This window comes from Halomicrobium sp. HArcht3-1, assembly GCF_058933345.1.
Genome location: NZ_JBZYDM010000015.1, coordinates 1 through 19,259, shown reverse-complemented (window position 1 = coordinate 19,259; position 19,259 = coordinate 1). Strand labels below are relative to the sequence as shown.

Annotated in this window: 15 protein-coding genes and 1 pseudogene; 11 read left to right on the top strand and 5 right to left on the bottom strand. The window is 65.0% G+C overall.

The window, feature by feature from the left end; all coding sequences use genetic code 11:
- Positions 1-541: 541 nt before the first annotated feature.
- Both AC5FRW_RS18145 and AC5FRW_RS18140 read right to left on the bottom strand, forming a co-directional pair.
- Entirely contained in the window at positions 542-2,275 is a 1,734-nt protein-coding gene (locus tag AC5FRW_RS18145) for a glycoside hydrolase family 13 protein (protein ID WP_493569872.1), read from the bottom strand.
- A 6-nt stretch (positions 2,276-2,281) separates the two neighbouring features.
- A complete protein-coding gene (locus tag AC5FRW_RS18140; RefSeq protein WP_493569871.1) occupies positions 2,282-4,069 on the bottom strand; it encodes a glycoside hydrolase family 13 protein in 1,788 nt (595 codons plus the stop codon).
- Positions 4,070-4,444: 375 nt separating this feature from the next.
- On the opposite strand from AC5FRW_RS18140, the gene AC5FRW_RS18135 reads away from it, so the two are divergent.
- The 10 genes and pseudogenes from AC5FRW_RS18135 (at position 4,445) to AC5FRW_RS18090 (ending at position 14,652) form a co-directional block, all read left to right on the top strand.
- Positions 4,445-6,334 (top strand): ABC transporter substrate-binding protein, encoded by a 1,890-nt coding sequence (locus tag AC5FRW_RS18135; protein WP_493569870.1) that lies wholly within the window; start codon positions 4,445-4,447, stop codon positions 6,332-6,334.
- A gap of 9 nt (positions 6,335-6,343) precedes the next feature.
- Positions 6,344-7,354, top strand: a complete 1,011-nt coding sequence (locus AC5FRW_RS18130; protein WP_493569869.1) for an ABC transporter permease — start codon at positions 6,344-6,346, stop codon at positions 7,352-7,354.
- Positions 7,341-8,651 carry an ABC transporter permease gene (locus AC5FRW_RS18125; protein WP_493569868.1) on the top strand — a complete coding sequence of 437 codons (1,311 nt, stop codon included), beginning with the start codon at positions 7,341-7,343 and terminating at the stop codon, positions 8,649-8,651. Before AC5FRW_RS18130 ends, AC5FRW_RS18125 begins: the two co-directional genes overlap by 14 nt.
- A pseudogene (locus AC5FRW_RS18120) lies at positions 8,652-9,706 on the top strand (ABC transporter ATP-binding protein). It begins immediately after the preceding gene.
- Positions 9,703-10,851, top strand: a complete 1,149-nt coding sequence (locus AC5FRW_RS18115) for an ABC transporter ATP-binding protein (RefSeq protein ID WP_493569867.1) — start codon at positions 9,703-9,705, stop codon at positions 10,849-10,851. Before AC5FRW_RS18120 ends, AC5FRW_RS18115 begins: the two are co-directional and overlap by 4 nt.
- A gap of 2 nt (positions 10,852-10,853) precedes the next feature.
- Positions 10,854-11,051, top strand: coding sequence for a hypothetical protein (locus AC5FRW_RS18110; protein ID WP_493569866.1), 198 nt, complete (start codon positions 10,854-10,856; stop codon positions 11,049-11,051).
- A gap of 172 nt (positions 11,052-11,223) precedes the next feature.
- A complete protein-coding gene (locus AC5FRW_RS18105) occupies positions 11,224-11,676 on the top strand; it encodes a universal stress protein (RefSeq protein WP_493569865.1) in 453 nt (150 codons plus the stop codon).
- Between the two features lie 114 nt (positions 11,677-11,790).
- Positions 11,791-12,861: a TrmB family transcriptional regulator gene (locus tag AC5FRW_RS18100; RefSeq protein ID WP_493569864.1), complete on the top strand. Its 1,071-nt coding sequence runs from the start codon at positions 11,791-11,793 to the stop codon at positions 12,859-12,861.
- A 182-nt stretch (positions 12,862-13,043) separates the two neighbouring features.
- The gene (locus AC5FRW_RS18095; protein ID WP_493569863.1) at positions 13,044-13,193 is read left to right on the top strand and encodes a DUF7557 family protein; all 150 of its coding nucleotides are present in this window, start codon (positions 13,044-13,046) and stop codon (positions 13,191-13,193) included.
- 100 nt (positions 13,194-13,293) lie between these two features.
- Positions 13,294-14,652: an isochorismate synthase gene (locus AC5FRW_RS18090; RefSeq protein WP_493569862.1), complete on the top strand. Its 1,359-nt coding sequence runs from the start codon at positions 13,294-13,296 to the stop codon at positions 14,650-14,652.
- 92 nt (positions 14,653-14,744) lie between these two features.
- On the opposite strand, the gene AC5FRW_RS18085 is transcribed toward AC5FRW_RS18090, so the two are convergent.
- Complete coding sequence (locus AC5FRW_RS18085; protein WP_493569861.1) at positions 14,745-15,812, bottom strand: BGTF surface domain-containing protein; 1,068 nt, start codon at positions 15,810-15,812, stop codon at positions 14,745-14,747.
- Between the two features lie 383 nt (positions 15,813-16,195).
- Entirely contained in the window at positions 16,196-17,443 is a 1,248-nt protein-coding gene (locus tag AC5FRW_RS18080; protein ID WP_493569860.1) for a BGTF surface domain-containing protein, read from the bottom strand.
- A 262-nt stretch (positions 17,444-17,705) separates the two neighbouring features.
- Between AC5FRW_RS18080 and AC5FRW_RS18075 the strand changes: the two genes are divergently transcribed.
- A complete protein-coding gene (locus tag AC5FRW_RS18075) occupies positions 17,706-19,010 on the top strand; it encodes a S8 family serine peptidase (RefSeq protein WP_493569859.1) in 1,305 nt (434 codons plus the stop codon).
- 13 nt (positions 19,011-19,023) lie between these two features.
- Here the strand turns inward: AC5FRW_RS18075 and AC5FRW_RS18070 are convergent.
- Positions 19,024-19,259: transposase family protein (locus AC5FRW_RS18070; protein ID WP_493569858.1), on the bottom strand; the 236-nt coding region annotated here is incomplete at its 5' end.

Genomic DNA, 19,259 nt, shown 5'->3' with positions numbered 1-19,259 from the left:
CTGGACACGGAAGATTCAGACGGCACCTCACTGGCAGGTGTTTTTTCTAGGGAAACGACACTTTCGACCGAAAGCAATGTCTGTGTATCCAATCATTGTCGCGGTCGAAGTTACTCCAGTAGTGGTGAGGATGGTGTATATGGATCGAAATAGATCAAATGTGAATAGAGAAACCTAAGAACGAGATTAGTTCGGCTTGCCGATACGCGCTCTGTCTATATCGAGTGAGAAGTACGGCTGCTTGTGGGGATTATGGGATTTTACTACCGATACACGAATCCGATCACATACCAGATACGTTCCACCAACGGACCATCGGTTCGAACATGCCGTCTGTCGTCCGGTCTGGCTCCCTGTCGTCCACAGGGCGGCTGTCGCTCACCGGACAGGAAACGATCGTAGGCATTCATCGATCGGCGTTCGACTGTCTCGCAGACGGTTGCTCAGGGTGAGACGACACCGTCACGAGGGACGCTCGGTGCAGACTCGCCCGTCGCCGTCCTGCGAGAGGAGCAGCGTCCGAAATGGACTGACTGACCGATTACAGGCGGTAGACGACCGCTTCGTACGGTTGCAACGCTGCGCCGTCGGGATCGGCCGGCGGCTGTGTCGTATTGGCGTACAGCACGTCCGCGTCCGTGGAGCCGAGAGCGTCACTCTCGAACGTCGCCTCCTCGCTCGACCAGTTCAGGACGACGAGCACGGTGTCGTCGTCGAGCGAGCGGGTGTAGGCGTACAGTTGCTCGTCCTCGGGTGCGAGCAGGTCGTAGTCGCCGTAGACGAGCACGTCCTCTGCGTGGCGCAGGTCGATCAGTTCGCGGTACTGATTGAGGACCGACTCGGGGTCGTCACGCTGGCTGGCGACGTTGATCTCCGGGTAGTCGGCGTTGCATTTGAGCCACGGGTCGCCGTCGGTGAAGCCAGCACCGTCGTCGTCGGACCACTGCATCGGCGTCCGGGCGTGGTCGCGGCTCTGGTGATTGACGAGGGTTCGAACGTCGTCGAAGGAATCGGCCTCTCCGTTTGCGATCATCTGCTCGACGTGCCCGATGGTCTGGGGGTCGTCGAGTTCGTCGAGGCTGTCGAAAGTCGCGTTGGTCATGCCGATCTCTTCGCCCTGATAGACGTAGGGCGTCCCGCGCATCGTCAGTAAGAAGGTCGCGATCAGCGAGGCCGACCGTCGGTGATACGCTTCGTCACCGAAGCGCGAGACGAGTCGGGGTTGATCGTGGTTGCCAAGGAACAGCGCGTCCCACCCGTGGTCTTCGAGGGCGGTCTGCTTGTCGGTCATGATTCGCTTGAAGTCGGTGAGGTCCCACTCGCCGACAGCATCGGGGTCCCAGCCACCGTCGACGCCCATGTGACTGAACTGGAAGATCATGTCCAGCCCGGTCGACTCGTCGTCGAGGTACGCGGCGGCCTCCTCGATGGAGGTGTGGCCCATCTCGGCGACGGTCGTGATGTCGTGATGCGAGAGGACGTCCGCGGCCAGTTCTTCGAGATAGTCGGTGAGACGGGGACCGTGAGTGAAGTGTTCGACTCCTGTGGGGTCGTTCTCCGGGTCGCCGTCCGGGAGGCCGTCGGTTTTGGACATATGCGAGACGGCGTCCATGCGGAAGCCGTCGATGCCACGGTCGAGCCACCACGCGACCTCGTCTTTCATCGCCTCGCGTACGTCGGGGTTGCGCCAGTTGAGGTCTGGCTGATTCTCGTCGAACAGATGCAGGTACCACTGGTCGCGCTCCGCGACGTAGCTCCACGCCGGCCCACCGAAGATCGATTCCCAGTTGTTGGGTGCGACCTCGTCGGCCGGGCCGTCGTCGGTGTCGTAGTCAGCCTCGTCGGCCGGGCGGCCGTCGCGCCAGATGTAGTAGTCGGCGTATTCGCCCTCGCGCCGGCGCGAGCGCTGGAACCACTCGTGCTCACTGGAGGTGTGATTCAGGACGAGGTCCATAATGAGGCGGATGTCTCGGTCGTGGAGTTCGGCCAGCAGCCGTTCCCAGTCGTCCATCGTCCCGAACTCGTCGAGGATCGACCGGTAGTCGCGGATGTCGTAGCCGTTGTCCTCGTTGGGTGAGTCGTAGACGGGACAGAGCCAGATCAGGTCGACTCCGAGTGAGTCGATGTAGTCGACTCTGTCGATGATGCCCTGAATGTCGCCGACGCCGTCCCCGTCGCTGTCCGCGAAGCTTCGCGGGTAGATCTGATAGACGACGGCTTCTTTCCACCATTCGCGCTCGGTCTCGTCGAGTGTCGTGAGTGAGTGTGCAGTCATGTCGAATCAGTTGTCGTGGTCGATTTCGGCGCTGTCCGTCGCCGGCGTCAGATAGATGCGGGCCTCGTATGGATCGAGGTCCATGGTCGCCGGTGGCGTCGACGGTGCCTCGCAGTTGGCGAGCGCGAGGTCCATGTCGATGTCCGCCAGTCCGTCGGGAACTGTGAACGTCGCCGGGTCGGCCGAGACGTTCAGGACGATCAGTCCCCACTCCTCGCCCAGCCGTCGCGTGTACGCGAACACCTGCTCGTCGTCGGGTGCGAGCAGGTCGAACGTCCCGTAGACCAGCAAGTCGCGCTCCTCGCGCAGGTCGCCCAGTCGGCGGTAGTAGTGCCAGACGGACTCCTCGTCGGCGCGGGCGCGGGCGACGTTGATCTGCTCGTAGTTGGGGTTGACCTTGATCCAGGGGTCGCCGTCGGTAAAGCCGGCGTCGTCGTCGTCGTCGGACCACTGCATCGGCGTGCGGGCGTTGTCGCGGCCGACGGTTTCGACGGCCTCACGAACGTCCTCGTAGGAGTCGGCCTCGCCCATTTCGATGGCTTCCTCGACGAAGTTGAGCGACTCCACGTCGCGGAGTTCCTCGGGGTCCTCGAAGGGGACGTTGGTCATCCCGAGTTCTTCGCCCTGATAGACGAACGGCGTTCCTTTGAGGGTGTGTGTCAGTGTCCCGAGGAGCTTCGCGGACCGGCGGCGGTACTGCTCGTCGTCGCCGAAGCGCGAGACCATCCGGGGTTGGTCGTGGTTGTTCAGATAGAGGCTATTCCATCCTTCGCCCTCCATCCCTGTTTGCCACTTAGCGATGATCTCCTTGAACTCGGCCAGCGACCAGTCGCTGGCTGCCCACTTGTCGCCGTCGTGGTCGACCTCGACGTGCTCGAACTGGAACACCATCGACAGTCCGTCGCCGTCCGGGCCGACGAACTGTTGTCCGTCCGCGACGGAGACGCCCGGTGTCTCGCCGACGGTCAGGATCGACTCGTCGGGGATGGCCTCGTCGACCATCTCCGAGACGTAGTCGTGGACCTTCGGGCCGTTCATGAAGTGTTGTGCGCCGGTCAGTCCGCTGTCGGGGTCGCCGTCGGGCAGGCCCGGCGTCTTCGAGACGAGATTGATCACGTCCATGCGGAACCCGTCGATGCCCTGATCGAGCCACCAGCGCATCATCTCGTAGACCCGCTCGCGGACTTTCTCGTTCTCCCAGTCGAGATCGGGCTGTTTCTCGTCGAACAGATGGAGATACCACTGGCCTCGTTCGTCGTCGTAGCTCCACGCCGGCCCGCCGAAGACCGACTCCCAGTTGTTGGGTGCGACCTCGTCGGTCGGGCCGTCGTCGGTGTCGTAGTCGGCGTCGTCGGCCGGGCGGCCGTCGCGCCAGATGTAGTAGTCGGCGTACTCACCCTCGCGCCGGCGCGAGCGCTGGAACCACTCGTGTTCGTCGGAGGTGTGGTTCACCACGAGATCCATGATGAGGCGGATGTCTCGCTCGTGGAGCGCATCACGCAGCGCGCGCCAGTCGTCCATGTCGCCGTAGGTGTCGAAGATCGACCGATAGTCGGCGATGTCGTAGCCGTTGTCGGCCTGCGGAGAGTCGTACGGTGGATTGAGCCAGACCGCGTCGACCCCCAGCGCGTCGAGGTAGTCGGCCTTCTGGACGATCCCTTCGAGGTCGCCGATGCCATCGCCATCGCTGTCGAAGAAACTCTTGGGATAGATCTGATAGACGACCGCCTCCTTCCACCACTGGCGATCGGACGCCGGCACCTGCTCGTCGGCGTCGAGGTGTGTGTGGCTCATTGACACTCACCGGCGGTGCCGTACTGTCGTTGGTCCCCCGCGTCATGGCCGCGTGAACGAGGACTTCGCCCCCGCTCTGTCGACCGAACGTCTCCTTCACGCACCGGTCGTCCGGTGTGTCTTCGCTGTCCCGTACTGGTTCGCGGCACCGGCTGCTCTGTCCCACCAGCCCGAAGACGGGCGGTAGCGGCGATCTGTGGCCGGCTCGTACTGTCCTGTATCATCGTAGCTCCCTGATCGACGACGTGCAGACGGTGTCGTCTGCTATCGTTCACGAACGTCAAGGCGAGACTCCTACTTAAATCTATGAGAATCACGAAGAAGTATTTCTACCGGAATTTTTATTGTGTGGGTGTTCTACTGATGTAGACGAACATGCCGAATAATCATACTGATCCCGAGGACAGATCGCTACTATCCCGCCGCCGATTCGTCAGTGCCGTCAGCATGGCCGGTATCGCCGGTCTCGCGGGCTGTGGCGGTCAGCAGGCGACCAACACCGACGCCGGCGGTGACGGTGGTACTACCGAGGGCGAGAGCGGTTCGACCGACACGGACACCGAGACATCGACTCCGGTCGAGGTCTCCAGCGAGGCCCAGCGCAAGATTCAGGAACTGGCGTACATCACGAACCAGAGCCTGCCCGTGCTTCCCCTCCAAGAGAAGCTCGCCCAGTCGTTCCAGACGACCGACGACTGGTCGGTGCCGTCGGCCGACAGCGACAAGACGCAACTGTACTGGCCGACCGAGTGGTTGCCGCGCTCGGGCGACTGGACCGCAAAGGAAGGGAGCAGCGACGACCGGCTGACCTTCGCGCAGTGGGCCGTCCCTGCCGACTCCCAGTACAACCCCTGGAACGGCCAGAACTTCGCCGAGGGTCGCCGACTGCTGTTCGACCGCTTCATGAAGTACAACCTCGCGACACAGGAGTACACCGGCTACCTCATCTCCGACTGGACCGTCGACGGCAAGACGATCACCCTGTCGGTTCGCGAGGGCCAGACCTGGCACAACGGCGACGCCGTCACCGCGACGGACGTGGCGAACCAGATCAAACTCGACATCTACAACGGCGGCAGCCTCGGTACGTTCGTCGCACCCGAGGACATGGGTAAGGTCTCCGAGCGTGTCACCGCGACCGACGAGACGACCGTCGAGATCTCGCTGGTCGAAGCGGCCAACGAGACCATCCTGCTCTCCTACCTCCAGCCGAAGTACCTCGTCGCTCACGAGGGATCCTACGGCGAGTTCGTCACCGCACTCGACGAGGCGTCCACTGAAGACGAGCGTTCGAAGGCACTCAGCGACCTGACGAACGACACGACGCCGGAGCCGGTCGGCTGTGGTCCCTTCCAGTTCGAGGACGCCGACAGCCAGCGCACCCTGCTGTCGAAGTACGACGACCACCCGGACGCGGACAACATCAACTACTCCGAGGCCGAGTACCTCTACAAGCCACAGAATCAGGGCCGCTGGAACTCCCTGATCAACAACGAGACCGACGGGTCGGCGACGCTGTTCATGCCCCAGAACCGCCTGAATCAGCTCCCCGATTCCGTGCAGGTCAGCCTCATCCCGCGCCACTGGGGGCTGGGTCTCGTGTTCAACTTCGACAAGGAACCGGTCGACGATGTCCGTGTGCGAAAGGCCATCGCTCACGTCGTCAACCGCGAGAACGTCGCCGCCAACTCCGGTGCCGGCACGAACTCCAAGATCGCGTGTACGTACCCGAGCGGTCTCACCGGTGAGTTCAACGGCCAGATCGAGGGTGCGTGGCTCGATGGCGTCGTCGACGAGTTCGACACCTACGGTCGCGGCGAGGCACAGACCGACAAAGCCGCCTCGCTGCTGCAGGACGCGGGCTACGAGAAGCAAAACGGGACGTGGAAGAAGGACGGCGAACCGCTGTCGATCCCGATCAAAGGTCCCTCGGGCTTCTCGGACTGGGTCGCCGGTGCCAACACCGTCGTCTCACAGCTCAAAGACTTCGGCATCCAGGCCGAATCGGTCATGCAGGACACTTCGACGTACTGGGGCAGCGACTACTCCAACGGCAACTTCGTCGTCGGCCTGCAGGGGTGGGCGAGCTACGATCAGGCGTATCCCTACTTCCACTACAAGTGGATCTTCAACAGCTGGGACGCCACCAACGCGTGGAACCTTCCGAGCGAGTTCGAGTCCCCGGTCCTGCACGAGCAGGAGCGTGACGGCGAGACCGTCACCCCCTCGGACCTCGTTTCCGAGCTTTCGACAGCGAGCCAGTAGGAGCAATCCATGAGCTACGTACTGAAACGACTCGCGCAATCGGTGCTCACCGTCTACGTGGTGGTGTCGGCGAGCTTCGGTCTCATCCGCCTGCTTCCCGGCGGGCCGCTCGACTACCTGCGCGCGCAGGCGCTCCAACAGGGCGGGAGCGAACTGTCGATGTCCGAGATCAACGCTCGCATCGCGGCCCAGACGAACATCGCCGTCGACGAGCCGATGTACGTCCAGTACTACGAGTATATGGCCGCGATGCTGCAGGGTGACTTCGGCCAGTCGATCTGGTACGGCAAGCCCGTCATGTCGATCATCGGGCCGGCCATTCCGTGGACGGTCTTTCTGACGGCCTCGGCGCTGTTTCTCGCCTTTACCGTCGGCGTCTCACTGGGCGCGTTCATGGCCTACAAGGAAGGGTCGTCGTTCGACATCGGCACCACTGGCGTCGGTCTCGTGCTGAACTCGACGCCCGGCTACGTGGTGGCGCTGCTCTTTGTCTCGTATCTCGGCTACCGCAACGGCCTCTTTCCGACTGGCGGGCGCTACGCCTCTGAGCTGACCGTCGGCTTCAACGTCCCGTTCCTGCTGTCGGTGCTGTACCACGGGGCGATGCCCATCGCGTCGATGGCGCTGGTCGGGTTCGGTGGCTGGGCGCTGTCGATGCGTGGCAACTCCATCCGCGTGCTCGGGGAGGACTACCTCCGGGTGGCCCGCCTGCGCGGACTCTCGACCCGCAGGATCGCGCTGCGCTACGTCGCCAGAAACGCCATTCTGCCGATGTACACGGGCCTGATGATCGCCATCGGGACCGTCTTCGGCGGCGCGGTGATCATCGAGAACATCTTCGCGTACCCCGGCGTCGGGTTCTACCTGATCCAGGCGATCAGCGCGCGAGACTACCCGCTGATGATGGGCGGGTTCATCATCATCACCGTCGCGATGGTGATCGGCATCACCATCGCCGACCTGACCTACGGAATCCTCGACCCCCGTGCCAAAGGAGGGAGTTCGCGTGAGTCGTACTGAGCGCGACGAAGGCGACGCGGACGAAGTCGTCGACTACGCCGACGCGGTCGCGGACCACCCGGTCGGCGGCTATGCCGACGCGGTCGCGGACCACCCGGTCGGAAGCTATGCCGACGCGGTCGCGGACCACCCGGTCGGCGGCTATGCCGACGCGGTCGCGGAGCCCGCGAAATTCACGGACGAGGACCGCGACCCCGGTCGGAGCGCCATCTCGGGCCACGCCGCCAACGGCCGGATCGCGGCCGACGGCGGGTCGTCGTCGGTCTCGGAGTTCGAGCAGATGGCCGACGTGTCGATGACCGACAGCGAGCGACGCCGTCAGTGGGCCGACGAAAAACTCCTCGCGCCCGCGCGGATCGTCTGGGACGACTGGCGCGCCCGCACGGGCGTGCTCGTCGTCCTGTTTTACTTGCTGGTGGGAACCGTCGGGACGATGTTGATCACTGAGCCATCGCCCAATCAGGGCGGCTACCTCGTCGGCGCCTTCCGAACGATGGAGTACCCGCTCGGGACGACCGCGTCGGGGACGAGCATCCTCTCGCAGGTCGTCCACGCGACGCCGTCGATGCTGACCATGATCGCCTCGGGGGCCGTCTTCACGGTCTGTCTCGGGACCGTGATCGGTACCGTCGCCGGCTACAAGGGCGGACAGCTAGACAGCGTGCTGATGGTGATCACGGACATCATGATGACCATTCCGGGCCTGCCGTTGACTATCGTGCTCGCAGCAGCACTCGATATCAAGGGCAGTCCGGTCGTCATCGGCGTGCTCATCACGATCAACGCCTGGGCGGGGCTGGCACGCGCCATTCGTTCACAGGTGCTGACGCTGCGTGACGCCGAGTACGTCGAGGCCTCCCGCATCATGGGGATGTCGACGCCGACGATCATCTCGGGGGATATCATCCCGAATCTGATGCCCTACATCACGATGAACTTCGTCCAGCAGGCTCGTGCCGTGATCTTTGGCTCCGTCGGTCTGTACTTCCTCGGCGTCCTGCCGTACAACAGCGTCAACTGGGGCGTCATGATGAACGCAGCCGTCAACCGCGCCGGTGCGACATCCTCGCCCCCCGCGTTCCACTGGCTGCTCGTACCGATGGTGACGATCATCGTCCTCGCGCTGGGCCTGACGCTGTTGGCACAGGGCGCAGACAGAGTGTTCAACCCCCGCGTCCGAGCGCGCCACGCTGAGACGGTGGCCGGCGACGACGAGGGTGGCGGTGCTTCCGGTTCGAGTCCGAACCCGACGGCTCCCAGCCCGGTCACGAGCGACGACGACGAAGGAGGAATCTGAATGCAGGACACACTCGAACAGCGCGGCCCTGACAGCGCGGACCCGGTGATTACGGCCCGCAACGTCAGTGTCACCTACGATCTGGAGCACCGCGATGCGATGGTACTGGACGACGTGTCGATCGACCTGCGCCGGGGCGAGATCCTCGGCGTCGTCGGCGAATCGGGCAGCGGCAAGTCGATGCTCGCCAACGCGATGATGGACGCCGTCGAGGAACCGGGGATCACCACCGGCGAGGTGACCTACTACCCCGAGGACGACCGCGACCCCGTCGACATCCTCGATCTGTCCCACGAGGAACTCAACGAGTTCCGCTGGGAGGAGGTGTCGATGGTGTTCCAGGGCGCGTTGTCGTCGTTCAACCCCACCATGTCGATCCGCGGCCACTTCGAGGAGACGCTCGACGCTCACGACTACGATGTCGAGGAGGGAATGGAGCGGGCCAGACAGTTGCTGTCGGATCTCTACCTCGATCCCGACCGCGTGCTCGATTCGTATGCCCACGAACTCTCCGGCGGGATGAGCCAGCGCGCACTGATCGCGCTCAGCCTCATCCTCGAACCGCAGTCCTGTTGATGGACGAGCCAACGGCGGCGCTCGACCTGCTGATGCAGCGCTCGATCCTGTCGCTGCTGGCCGACATCAAAGAGAAGTACGACCTGACGATCCTCTTTATCACCCACGACTTGCCGCTGGTGGCGGGGCTTGCTGACCGACTGGCGATCCTCTATGCCTTCGAACTGGCGGAGGTCGGGACGAGCGAGCAGATCGCCCACAACTCCAAGCACCCCTACACGCGGGCGCTGCTACAGGCGGTGCCGAACCTCGACGCGCCGACGGAGTCGATGCGCCCCATCGAGGGGAGCGCGCCGAACCCGGCCCACGTCCCCGACGGCTGCCACTACGCGCCGCGGTGTCCGCTGGCGACGCGAGAGTGTCACCAGGAGGTGCCGCCGTGGGTCGACGTCGAGGACGATCACCGCTCGGCGTGCTTCCACTACGACGAGGCCGAGGACGCCGTTCCCTTCGACCTCTCGGAGGTGTCCGACGCGTGAGCGACCGCGCGAGTCCCGCCCCGAACACGTGGGACGACGACGAGGAGATCGTCATGTCGCTCTCTGACGTGTCTGTTCACTTCGAGAAAGAGCAGGGCGTCGTCGAGTCGCTGTTCGACGATCCCCAGACCGTGCGGGCCGTCGACGACGTGTCGCTCGACATTCCCGAAAACGACGTGCTCGCCCTCGTGGGGGAGTCTGGCTGTGGCAAGACGACGCTGGGCAAGACGATCATCGGCGTCCAGCGTCCGACGGAGGGGACCGTTTCCTACCGCGGTCAGGACGTGTGGGACGCCAAGGACGGCGTCGGCGACCCCGCAATCGAGCACGGCGACATCCGCCGGGCACTGCAGATGATCCATCAGGACCCCGGGGCGGCGCTCAATCCGAACCGGAAGGTCCTGACGACGCTCGAAGCGCCACTGAAGAAGTGGGACCCGGACATGTCTACCGAGGACCGCCGGGCGCGCATCTTCGCGCTGCTGGACCGGGTCGGGATGGAGCCTCCCGAGGACTACGCCCATCGGTTCCCCCACCAGCTTTCCGGTGGGGAACAGCAGCGCGTCGCGCTCGTTCGCGCGCTGTTGATGAACCCCGACGTGATCCTCGCCGACGAAGCGGTGAGTGCGCTGGACGTGAGCCTGCGCGTGGAGACGATGGACCTCCTGCTGGAACTGCAAGAGCAGTTCAACACCTCCTTCGTCTTCATCAGTCACAACCTCTCGAACGCCCGCTACCTCGCGAAGGAGGCCGGCGGTCGCATCGGGATCATGTACCTCGGCGAGATCGTCGAGATCGGCCCGCCCGAGGAAGTCCTGAACGACCCCCAACATCCCTACTCGAAGGTGCTACGCTGGGCGACCGCGGACCTCGATCCGACCGCCCAGCAGATGACCGACCCGCCGGTGCGGTCGATCGACATCCCCGACCCCGTCGATCCGCCCTCGGGCTGTCGGTTCCACACCCGCTGTCCCGAGGCTCGTGAGGTCTGTACGCGCCAGTCGCCGGAACTGGGAGAGGGCGCGGAATCGCCCGACGCCGGACGCTGTGCGGCCTGTTTCCGCACCGACCCGGACCACGAGTACTGGGACAGCGACCCGCTCGATGGCGTCGAGGACTCGACCGCACCGACGCCGGAGGACTGACGATGGTCGTCCTCCGTGGGTTCTTCGTGACGAGCGCCGTCATGCTCGCCCTCCTCGGCCTGTCGATCCCGACAGTCGAACCCGGCACCGGAACGTACGTCGTCACAGTGCTCAGTGCGGTGATGCTGGGGACGACTTTCCTCGGCTCGGCCGCCTGTCTCTACGTCGGCTGGGACCCGTTCGAAGAACTGTTCGGCTGATCGGCCGACGAACCGCACTGCTCGATCTGGTGACGTACAACAACGGTCCGGGAAACACGCCTCCAACAGTTTCCGGTGTAGTACTCGCCGTCGAAGGCGATACTGTCGATGCTCGGTCCAGCGCCGTCCCAGTAGCTTTTTGCGCTTTCGGTTGGAACCGGATGCTGTCAATATGGGACGAGCTTTAGTCGTCGTCGAAGACACCGACCGTGACCGTGCCCTGCTCGAACGAGCGCGATCGTTCGCCACCGGTGGGGATGCAGAGCTAGTCGTGCTCGCACTGGTGACGCCCGACGAGTACGAGGAAGTCGCCGAGACGCTGGATGCGATCGGACAGGTCGAACACACGACCTACGACGAGCACAGTATCCTCGACGGTCTTTCGAGCGACGCCGAAAAGCTCGCTGCTGACGTCCTCGGAGACGAGGTCCCACACGAGACTCGCATCGAGGTCAGCGACGACGATCAGGCAGAGCGGATCATCTCCGTCGCCGACGACGCCGAGTGTGATCACATTTTCCTCCCGGGGCGGCGTCGTTCCCCGACCGGGAAGGCCGTCTTCGGCGACCGGACCCAGCGGGTCATCCTCGACTTCGGTGGCTACGTCACCGTCGCGATGGACTGATCGTACCGCTCGGGTGTGTGACACCGTTCGGCGACGGACCGTCGTCGTGTCACACCGTGATGTGCCGTGAGAAATGAACACGTAGATTACTGCGGGCGATCTAGGACTGAACATATGGGGGCATCCGACGAATACGACGACACGCGACTCAGAGAAGAGTTGCGTGTCTTCGGACTCTCAGATACGGAGATCGACACCTATCTCGCGATCCTCGAATGCGGTGAGGCGTCGACAAGCACCGTCGCCGATGTCACGGACGTGACTCAGCGAGCGGTCTACAACATCGCCGAGCGACTCGAAGAGCGGGGACTCGTCCGTGTCAACGATCACGCGTCGCCGACGACGATCGGAGCCCTCGCGCCGGCCGAGGCGATCCAGAACCTCTCGGACCGTCTCGACTCGATCCAGCCGTCGCTCGAAGCACGATACAACGAGACCACCCACGAGACACCGGAGATCCAGATGGTCAAGTCCCGAGAGACGGCACTGAAACGCCTCCGGGAGGCCGTCCGGGCCGCCAAACACGAGGTCCTCGTCGCGGTCCCGGAGGAAGTGTACCCGGAGATCGAGGGGGAACTCCGGGACGCCAAAGAACGGGACGTGCTCGTTTTCCTCCTGCTCGGGGCCGTCGACACGATCGAGGCCGACGACGGCGACTTCGTCGGTGTCGCCGACGCCGTTCGCTACTGGGAGGAGAGCCTGCCGCTGGTGTACACGGCCGACGATCGGACGGCGATGATCGGCGACTCGGACCTCGTGATCGGATCTCACACCGATCATCAGGCAGTGACGGTTACCCAGCCGGACCTCTCGGGATCGATTCTCGGGATGTACTTCAGTGCGTACTGGCCCGCTGCGACGGAGCTGTACGTCACGGAACCGGATTCGTTGCCCCGGACCTACGACTGGTTCCGTCACGCGACGCTTCACGCGCGCCTCCACGAGCAGGCGGGCGTCGACCTCTACGCCGACATCGAGACCGAGGACGGAACGCTGCTGTCGGGACCGATCACCGAGGTCAGGCAGGCCTTCATCGAGCCGACGACCAACGACTTCACACTGGAAAACAGCTTTCTGATCGACACCGAGCAGGGAATCGTCAGCGTCGGCGGTCGCGGTTCCTTCATCGAGGATCACCAGTCTCGTTCCGTCCGGCTCCGCCGACAGTCTGCGGTCGAGGAGTGACGGCCCGCTTCGTCCCACAGGTCCGACGAGTGCGGTGGCTCCTCGCATGGAACATGACCGCATCGTTCCGACACGTCGCCCGTCATTCGGTTGCCTGACGCGTGCCCGTTGGGCACGCCCGACTGAGGGTTATTTCAAACGCCACCGTGTTAGTTGGCGTGTCGACACGTTCGGCGAGGGCCATGACACACACACTCGAAATCAGCGACGATCTCAAGGAACGGATCGACCGACATCTGGAGGACGATGAGAGCCACGAGGAGTTCATCACAGAACTCGTTTCCGTGTACGAGACCGAGGGGGCGTTCCTTCGGGAAGGATATTCGGAATAAGTAACACTAATCGGTCGCGACGCTCTCGAACGGTCTTGGAGCCGCCGGTATCGCCCGCGCAAACGAGCGAAATATATGTCGGCACTCCTAACCTCGACCGATGAGTAGACAGGATGCGGCCGAGGCTGAACCGACGTCAGTCGGTGCCGAAACGTACGTCTCCGCGTCCCGACGAATCGACGTCTCGCCCCTCGAAGCCGCCGGGGCCGTGCCCGACCGGCGACGGTTCTGCTGGTGTCACCCCGACGAGCCTGACGTCTTCGCTGCGGGAGTCACCGCGACGGTGTCGGTCGACGGACGGGATCGCTTCGAGACGGCCGACGACCGACTCGCCGACCTCTTTCGTGCCGTCGACGGCACCGACGTGCCGGCCGTCGCCGAGCCACGAGCGGTCGGTGGGTTCTCCTTTTTCGATGGCGACGCCACTCCGGCCGCGACCGACACGCCCTGGGACGGGTTCCCCGGTGGGACGTTCGTGCTCCCTCGGGCACAGGTCGTGGCGACCGACGACGACCGCTGGCTGACGGTGACGGTCCCCGAAGACGAACGGGCGACCCTCTCGACGGAACTCGACGAGTGGGCGGACCGACTCACCGGTGACCGGGCCGACACTGCCGTGACACCGTCGGCGACGGACTTTCACTGGGCGATGTCTCGCGAAGAGTGGGAGACGCTCGTCGAGGATGTCATCGACCGCATCGAGAGCGACGGACTGGACAAGGTCGTCCTCGCACAGGAACTCACGGTCGACCTCGACGGCCCGGTTCCCGTCACAGCCGTCCTCGAACGCCTGCGGGACGCGTACCCCAATTGCACCACCTTCGCCTTCGAACCGACGCCCGAGCAGACGTTCTTTGGCGCGACACCCGAGACGCTGGTCGCCCTCGACGACGGGCGCGTCGAGACCGAAGCGCTGGCCGGGACGACCGACCGCGGCGACACGGCCGCCGAGGACACGGATCTGGCCGACGCGATGCTGGGCGACGAGAAGTATCAGGTCGAGAACCGCATCGTCGCCGACACTATCGCCGACGCCCTGCGCCCGGTCGCCGACGACGTAACGGTCGCGGACCCGGCGATCAAACGAATCACCAATCTCCAGCACCTCCACCGACCGATCACCGCGACCGTCGCCGACGGCGTCGGCGTGCTCTCGCTGGCCGAGCGGCTTCACCCGACCCCCGCCGTCGGCGGGTCGCCACGTTACGAAGCGAGCGAGGTGATCGACGACGTAGAGCCGTTCGACCGTGGCTGGTACGCCTCCCCGGTCGGCTGGGTCGACGGCGACGGCGACGGCACCTTCGTCGTGGGCATCCGCTCGGGGCTGACGTGGGACGACCGCCTCGCGCTGTACGGCGGCGCGGGCATCGTCACCGGCAGCGACCCGGCGACGGAGTACGGCGAAGTCCGCTCGCGCTTCCAACCGATTCTGGACGCACTCGAAATCGAGTTGCCGTAGGCATTGGCCGACGTTTTTCGATCGAAAAAGCGGCACCGACGAGCGCCGCGTCAGTTCAACCGTCGCCATCGGGCGCTCGCGTTCGGCCGTCGCTACGCTCGCCTTACCCGGACCAGTCCACTCCCGAGCGCGAGCGCGCCCCCGACGAGCGTGCCGATGACGCCGAAGCCAGCCCCTTCGCCCGCCGTCGTCGTCGATTGGCTCATCGAGGTCGCCGTGTCGGACGCCGTGGCCGTAGTGTCAGCGACGGTCGCCGTGTCGGACGCCGTGGCCGTAGTGTCAGCGACGGTCGCCGTGTCGGTCTCCGTGGTCGCCGTGGCTTCGGGTGGCTCGCTCGCTGTCGTCGCTGTCTCGACGGCGTCCTTGATCGCCAGTGTCCCGACGTCGAGCGCGTCGCCGCGGTCGTCGCTCCGGTAGAGTCGCATGTCGTATTCGATCGGTGCGATCGCGTACCCGATCGTCGTCTCCGAGTCGACCGATACCCGGTCGTCCTCGTCGGCCGTCGTGAGTGCCGACATCTCTCGCCCCGCTGCCCCGGTGTCGAGTACGGCGATCACACGTCCGTCGCCGTCGCTATCGACGAGCGTCGCGTTGAGCCAGTAGTTCACGTCTTGGCCACCGATCACTAGCGCAGCCCGGTCACGGTCGCCAACGGAGACCGGGATCTGCACCGATCGACCCTGGCGGACGGTGACAGACCGGACCGCGACCTCGTCGGCCGGTGTCCGTTCTGGCGTCTCGGTCTCGGTCACACCACAGTCGGTCGAACACTCGACGGCCTGCCCGGTCGTTTCTGCGAGCGTGGTGCCATCGTGGCGGATCGACGCTGTGAACGTCGAACCGGCGTCGAGATTGCTGAGATCCACCGTGACAATGAACTCGCCGCTCTCGTCGACCGTCGTCGACAGGATCTCGAGGAACGGATTGCTCCGGTTCTTCGACACGATCTGGACCGATACTTCCGTGCCTGCTTCGAGTGACGTGGTCCCGTGGAGTTGCTGGCCCGGGCCGGATGCGAGCGTGAGGTTGCCATCGTGGGTGAACGACGCCGTCGGCGATGCCGTCGATGTCGTGTTCTGTGCCGTGACGCCGGCGGTCAGTGTCGCGCCAGTGAGTGCGACGATCAGGAGGAGGGCTATCGGCGGGCGGTAACGTAACATTGTTTCAGTATTTCACTCTGGAGGTCACTTCCTATCGGTGTTTAAATTTTCTGTTCACTGACCACTATCGAGCGACTGCGATCCGACGGTCCGGCTATCGGCCTGAAGCATACCGGACAATTGAAATATCCGATACAGAATTGTTCGGCGACACACAGCGACCCGGCGACGGAGTACAGCGAAGTCCGCTCGCGCTTCCAGCCGATTCTGGACGCGCTCGAAATCGAGTTGCCGTAGAATCTACCGGGGTCGATTTCGTCTCCGTTTACCGGAAAGACAAGGAGGAGCGTCGCCTGTCGTCGTTCGGGGCCGTCTGTGCTTCGGTGCGTCACTTTCCGCATCGTCCCACCATCGGACGATCCGGTCGGCGTGGCCCGTCCCGGTTAGTCCCGGGACTGCCCTAGCAGGCGTGAGCCGACGCCAAGGACCGTCAGTAGACCCACGACACCGCCGCCGACCACGGCGAGGTCGGCCGGGGTGCTCTCGTTCGTCGAGGTGGTCTGGGTCGCGTCGTCGTCGTTCGCGTCGTCAGCGGTGAGCACGAGCGTCCCGAGGCTCGCTGGCTCGTCGTCGATCGCCGTCCCGTCATCTAGCTGGATGTCGTAATCGGCGGGGTCGAGCGATCCGTCCGAGGGCGAGGACGCACGAACCACGGATAGCTCGTCGTCGGCCGAGAGTGTCGGCGCGTCGGCGTCGACAGCGTCGGTATCGAACTGGACCGTCGCGGTGCCGTCGCCGTCGGTGTCACGGACCGTCGCGACGACTTCCCACGTCGGTTCGCCATTCCCACCGTCGCTGTGGATCGAGAGCGTCGCCGTGTCAGCGTTGCCGTAGTCGATTTCGACCTCGGCAGTCTCGCCGTTCCGTACGTGGACTATCGACGAGGCCAGCGACGGCGTCGTGGCGTCGGTCGCCGAGCCGTTGCGCTCGCCGTCGGCTTCCTCGATCACGACCGTTCCCTCGCCGACTCTCGTCTCGTTCGTGTGGAGCGACGCCAGCGCCTCGGTGTTCGACGGTAGCTCCGTGAGGTTCATCTGGACGCTGAAGCGACCGTCGTCCCCGACCGTCGTCGACCGCTGGAGCAGGAACGGCGAACTGCTGTCGCTCGATTTCAGTCGCACCGTGACCGTCGTGCCGGCGGCCAGATTCGTCTCGCCGCTGATCTGCTGGCCGGCGGTGGCCGACAGGGTGATCGTCTCACCCTCGAAGTCGAAGGGACTGTCTTCGGCGGGCGCGTCGGTCTGGACCGGTTCGCAGCCGCCGTCGCAGGCGGTGACCGTCAGCGGCGTGTCGGCCAGCTTCTTGCCGTCCGCGTGGACGGTGACGTTCCCCGACGCGCCCGGTTCGGCCCGGTGGAGATCGACTGTCACGGTGAAACTGCCGTCCTCGGCGACGGTCGGCGTCCGCTGTTGCAACATCGGGGCCGACCCCTCGTCGATGGCGAGGCGCACCGTGATCTCCGTGCCCGGATCGAGGTCGGTCTGGCCGGTGATCTGCTGGGCCGGGCCGGCCGACAGTGTCAGTGTCTCGCCATCGTGGTCGACCGTCGTTCCGTCGGCCGCGGCGGCGGGGACGGCGGCGACGGTGCTGCCGACGAGGATCGCAGCCAGCAGGACTGCGAGCCGTCTCATCGCAGCACCTCCGTCGGCCGAGAGGGTGGTCGCAAAGCGGTTCGTTCAGGGCGGGCGAGCGGGACTGGCCCGCTCGATGGAGTGGCGATCATGCCAGTTCGGTGTACTGCCCACGGATAAGTAGCCTCGACGAAAGCTTAAACGAGATTTTACGCCGTGAGCGGCATCGAACAGTGGTTTGCGTACGCGTGTGTTCCAGTACCTTCGACCGCAATCGATCGCATCCACATCGTTTTTGTCACCGCGGTCGACGGGCCGAGTAATGCGGGGACGGACGCCGCGCGTGCTAGCGGGGATCGCTCTCGGACTGACAGTCGTGACCGCCGCTATCGCGGGGCTTGCGCTGTCGGTCCCGACCATCGAGACGGCGACCGGTGGGGCGAGCGCGACCGGTCCTGTCGTGGCCGGTGACGACCTCGACGCACTCCACGACGCCGGGATCACCGGCGAGAACGTCAGCGTCGGTATCGTCGACGTGACCGGGTTCGACCCGACACACGAGGCGCTGGCGGCACAGGTCGTCGCGACCCGGTCGTTCGGCCGCGGCGAGTCGATCAGGAACGCCGGCCACGACGGCCACGGGACCGCCGCCGCGTCGCTGGTCGCACGCACTGCACCCGACGCCGACCTCCACCTCGCGACGTTCGACACGCCAGCGGAGTACCGCCGCGCGGTCCGGTGGCTCCTCGACCGGAACGTCGACGTGATCGTCGCGCCGGTGTCGTTCTACGGGACGCCCGGTGACGGCTCTTCGCCGGTGGCCCGTGCCGCGGCGCGGGCCAGCGAGGCCAACACGACCTTCGTCGCACCCGTCGGGAACCTCGCGCAGGGCCACTGGGACGGTCGCTACGACGACGTTCAGGACGGCAAACTCGTCTTCGAGGGGGGCACCCGGAACTACCTCCAGAGCGAGGCCGGCCGGGAACTGACGCTGTGGCTCTCGTGGGACCGCGCCCACGCCGACGAGACGTACACCGCGTCGCTGTACTGGACCGACGGGAACCGGACCCAGCTCATCGCGCGCTCTCAATCCTACGAGGGCGACGCCGTTCCGAATCAGCGCCTCTCGGTCCAGCTAGAGGGTGGGGACTACTTCGTGATCGTCCGCGGGCCTGACAACGCGACCGGCGCGCGTCTCGAACTGGTCTCGCCCACCCACCGCTTCCAGTACACCGATCCGTCGGGGAGCATCGCTGCACCGGCGACTGCCGACGACGTGCTCGCCGTCGGTGCCTACGATGTTCGACGGGACCGGCCGGAGTCGTTCTCGGCGCGCGGACCGACGACCGACGGCCGGACCGGGGTCGATATCGTCGCACCGGATCGCCTCGAAGCCGCGACCCGGCCCGACGGCTTCGTCGGTTCGTCGGCGGCCGCACCGTACGTCGGTGGGCTGGTGGCGCTCGTCACCGACGTGGCACCGAACCGCTCGCCGGCCGCCGTCGAGCGACTCGTCGAGGCGAACGCGCGCGACGTGGGCCGTCCGGGCGTCGATCCACACACCGGGCACGGACTGGTCCGTCCCGCCGCGACGCTGGCGAACGTCTCGAACGAGACCGCGACCTGACATCCTCCCACGACTAAAGCCGTGGGGTTCCCCCACTGGGGGTTGAACCCACGGACACGGAGAGGTTCGCAGGTTCGTCGTCACGTTGGACGATGACCTGCGTTTCGGGCCGTGCCAGTACGGCCCCCGCCTCGGACAGCGGTTTCGAGAACTTGCCCAAGGCTCGTTTGCCGATGTTGAGCGCACCGTTCTTGTCCGCGTTGTCGTCCAGCCCACACTCGGGACACTCAAAGCGTCCCTGCGTCGCTC

Coding starts and splice junctions, on each gene's coding strand:
- AC5FRW_RS18130 (WP_493569869.1), top strand. CDS start 6,344: ATGAGCTACGTACTGAAACGACTCGCGCAATCGGTGCTCACCGTCTAC.
- AC5FRW_RS18080 (WP_493569860.1), bottom strand. CDS start 17,443: ATGAGACGGCTCGCAGTCCTGCTGGCTGCGATCCTCGTCGGCAGCACC.
- AC5FRW_RS18090 (WP_493569862.1), top strand. CDS start 13,294: ATGAGTAGACAGGATGCGGCCGAGGCTGAACCGACGTCAGTCGGTGCC.
- AC5FRW_RS18135 (WP_493569870.1), top strand. CDS start 4,445: ATGCCGAATAATCATACTGATCCCGAGGACAGATCGCTACTATCCCGC.
- AC5FRW_RS18100 (WP_493569864.1), top strand. CDS start 11,791: ATGGGGGCATCCGACGAATACGACGACACGCGACTCAGAGAAGAGTTG.
- AC5FRW_RS18110 (WP_493569866.1), top strand. CDS start 10,854: ATGGTCGTCCTCCGTGGGTTCTTCGTGACGAGCGCCGTCATGCTCGCC.
- AC5FRW_RS18105 (WP_493569865.1), top strand. CDS start 11,224: ATGGGACGAGCTTTAGTCGTCGTCGAAGACACCGACCGTGACCGTGCC.
- AC5FRW_RS18145 (WP_493569872.1), bottom strand. CDS start 2,275: ATGACTGCACACTCACTCACGACACTCGACGAGACCGAGCGCGAATGG.
- AC5FRW_RS18095 (WP_493569863.1), top strand. CDS start 13,044: ATGACACACACACTCGAAATCAGCGACGATCTCAAGGAACGGATCGAC.
- AC5FRW_RS18085 (WP_493569861.1), bottom strand. CDS start 15,812: ATGTTACGTTACCGCCCGCCGATAGCCCTCCTCCTGATCGTCGCACTC.
- AC5FRW_RS18075 (WP_493569859.1), top strand. CDS start 17,706: ATGCGGGGACGGACGCCGCGCGTGCTAGCGGGGATCGCTCTCGGACTG.
- AC5FRW_RS18140 (WP_493569871.1), bottom strand. CDS start 4,069: ATGAGCCACACACACCTCGACGCCGACGAGCAGGTGCCGGCGTCCGAT.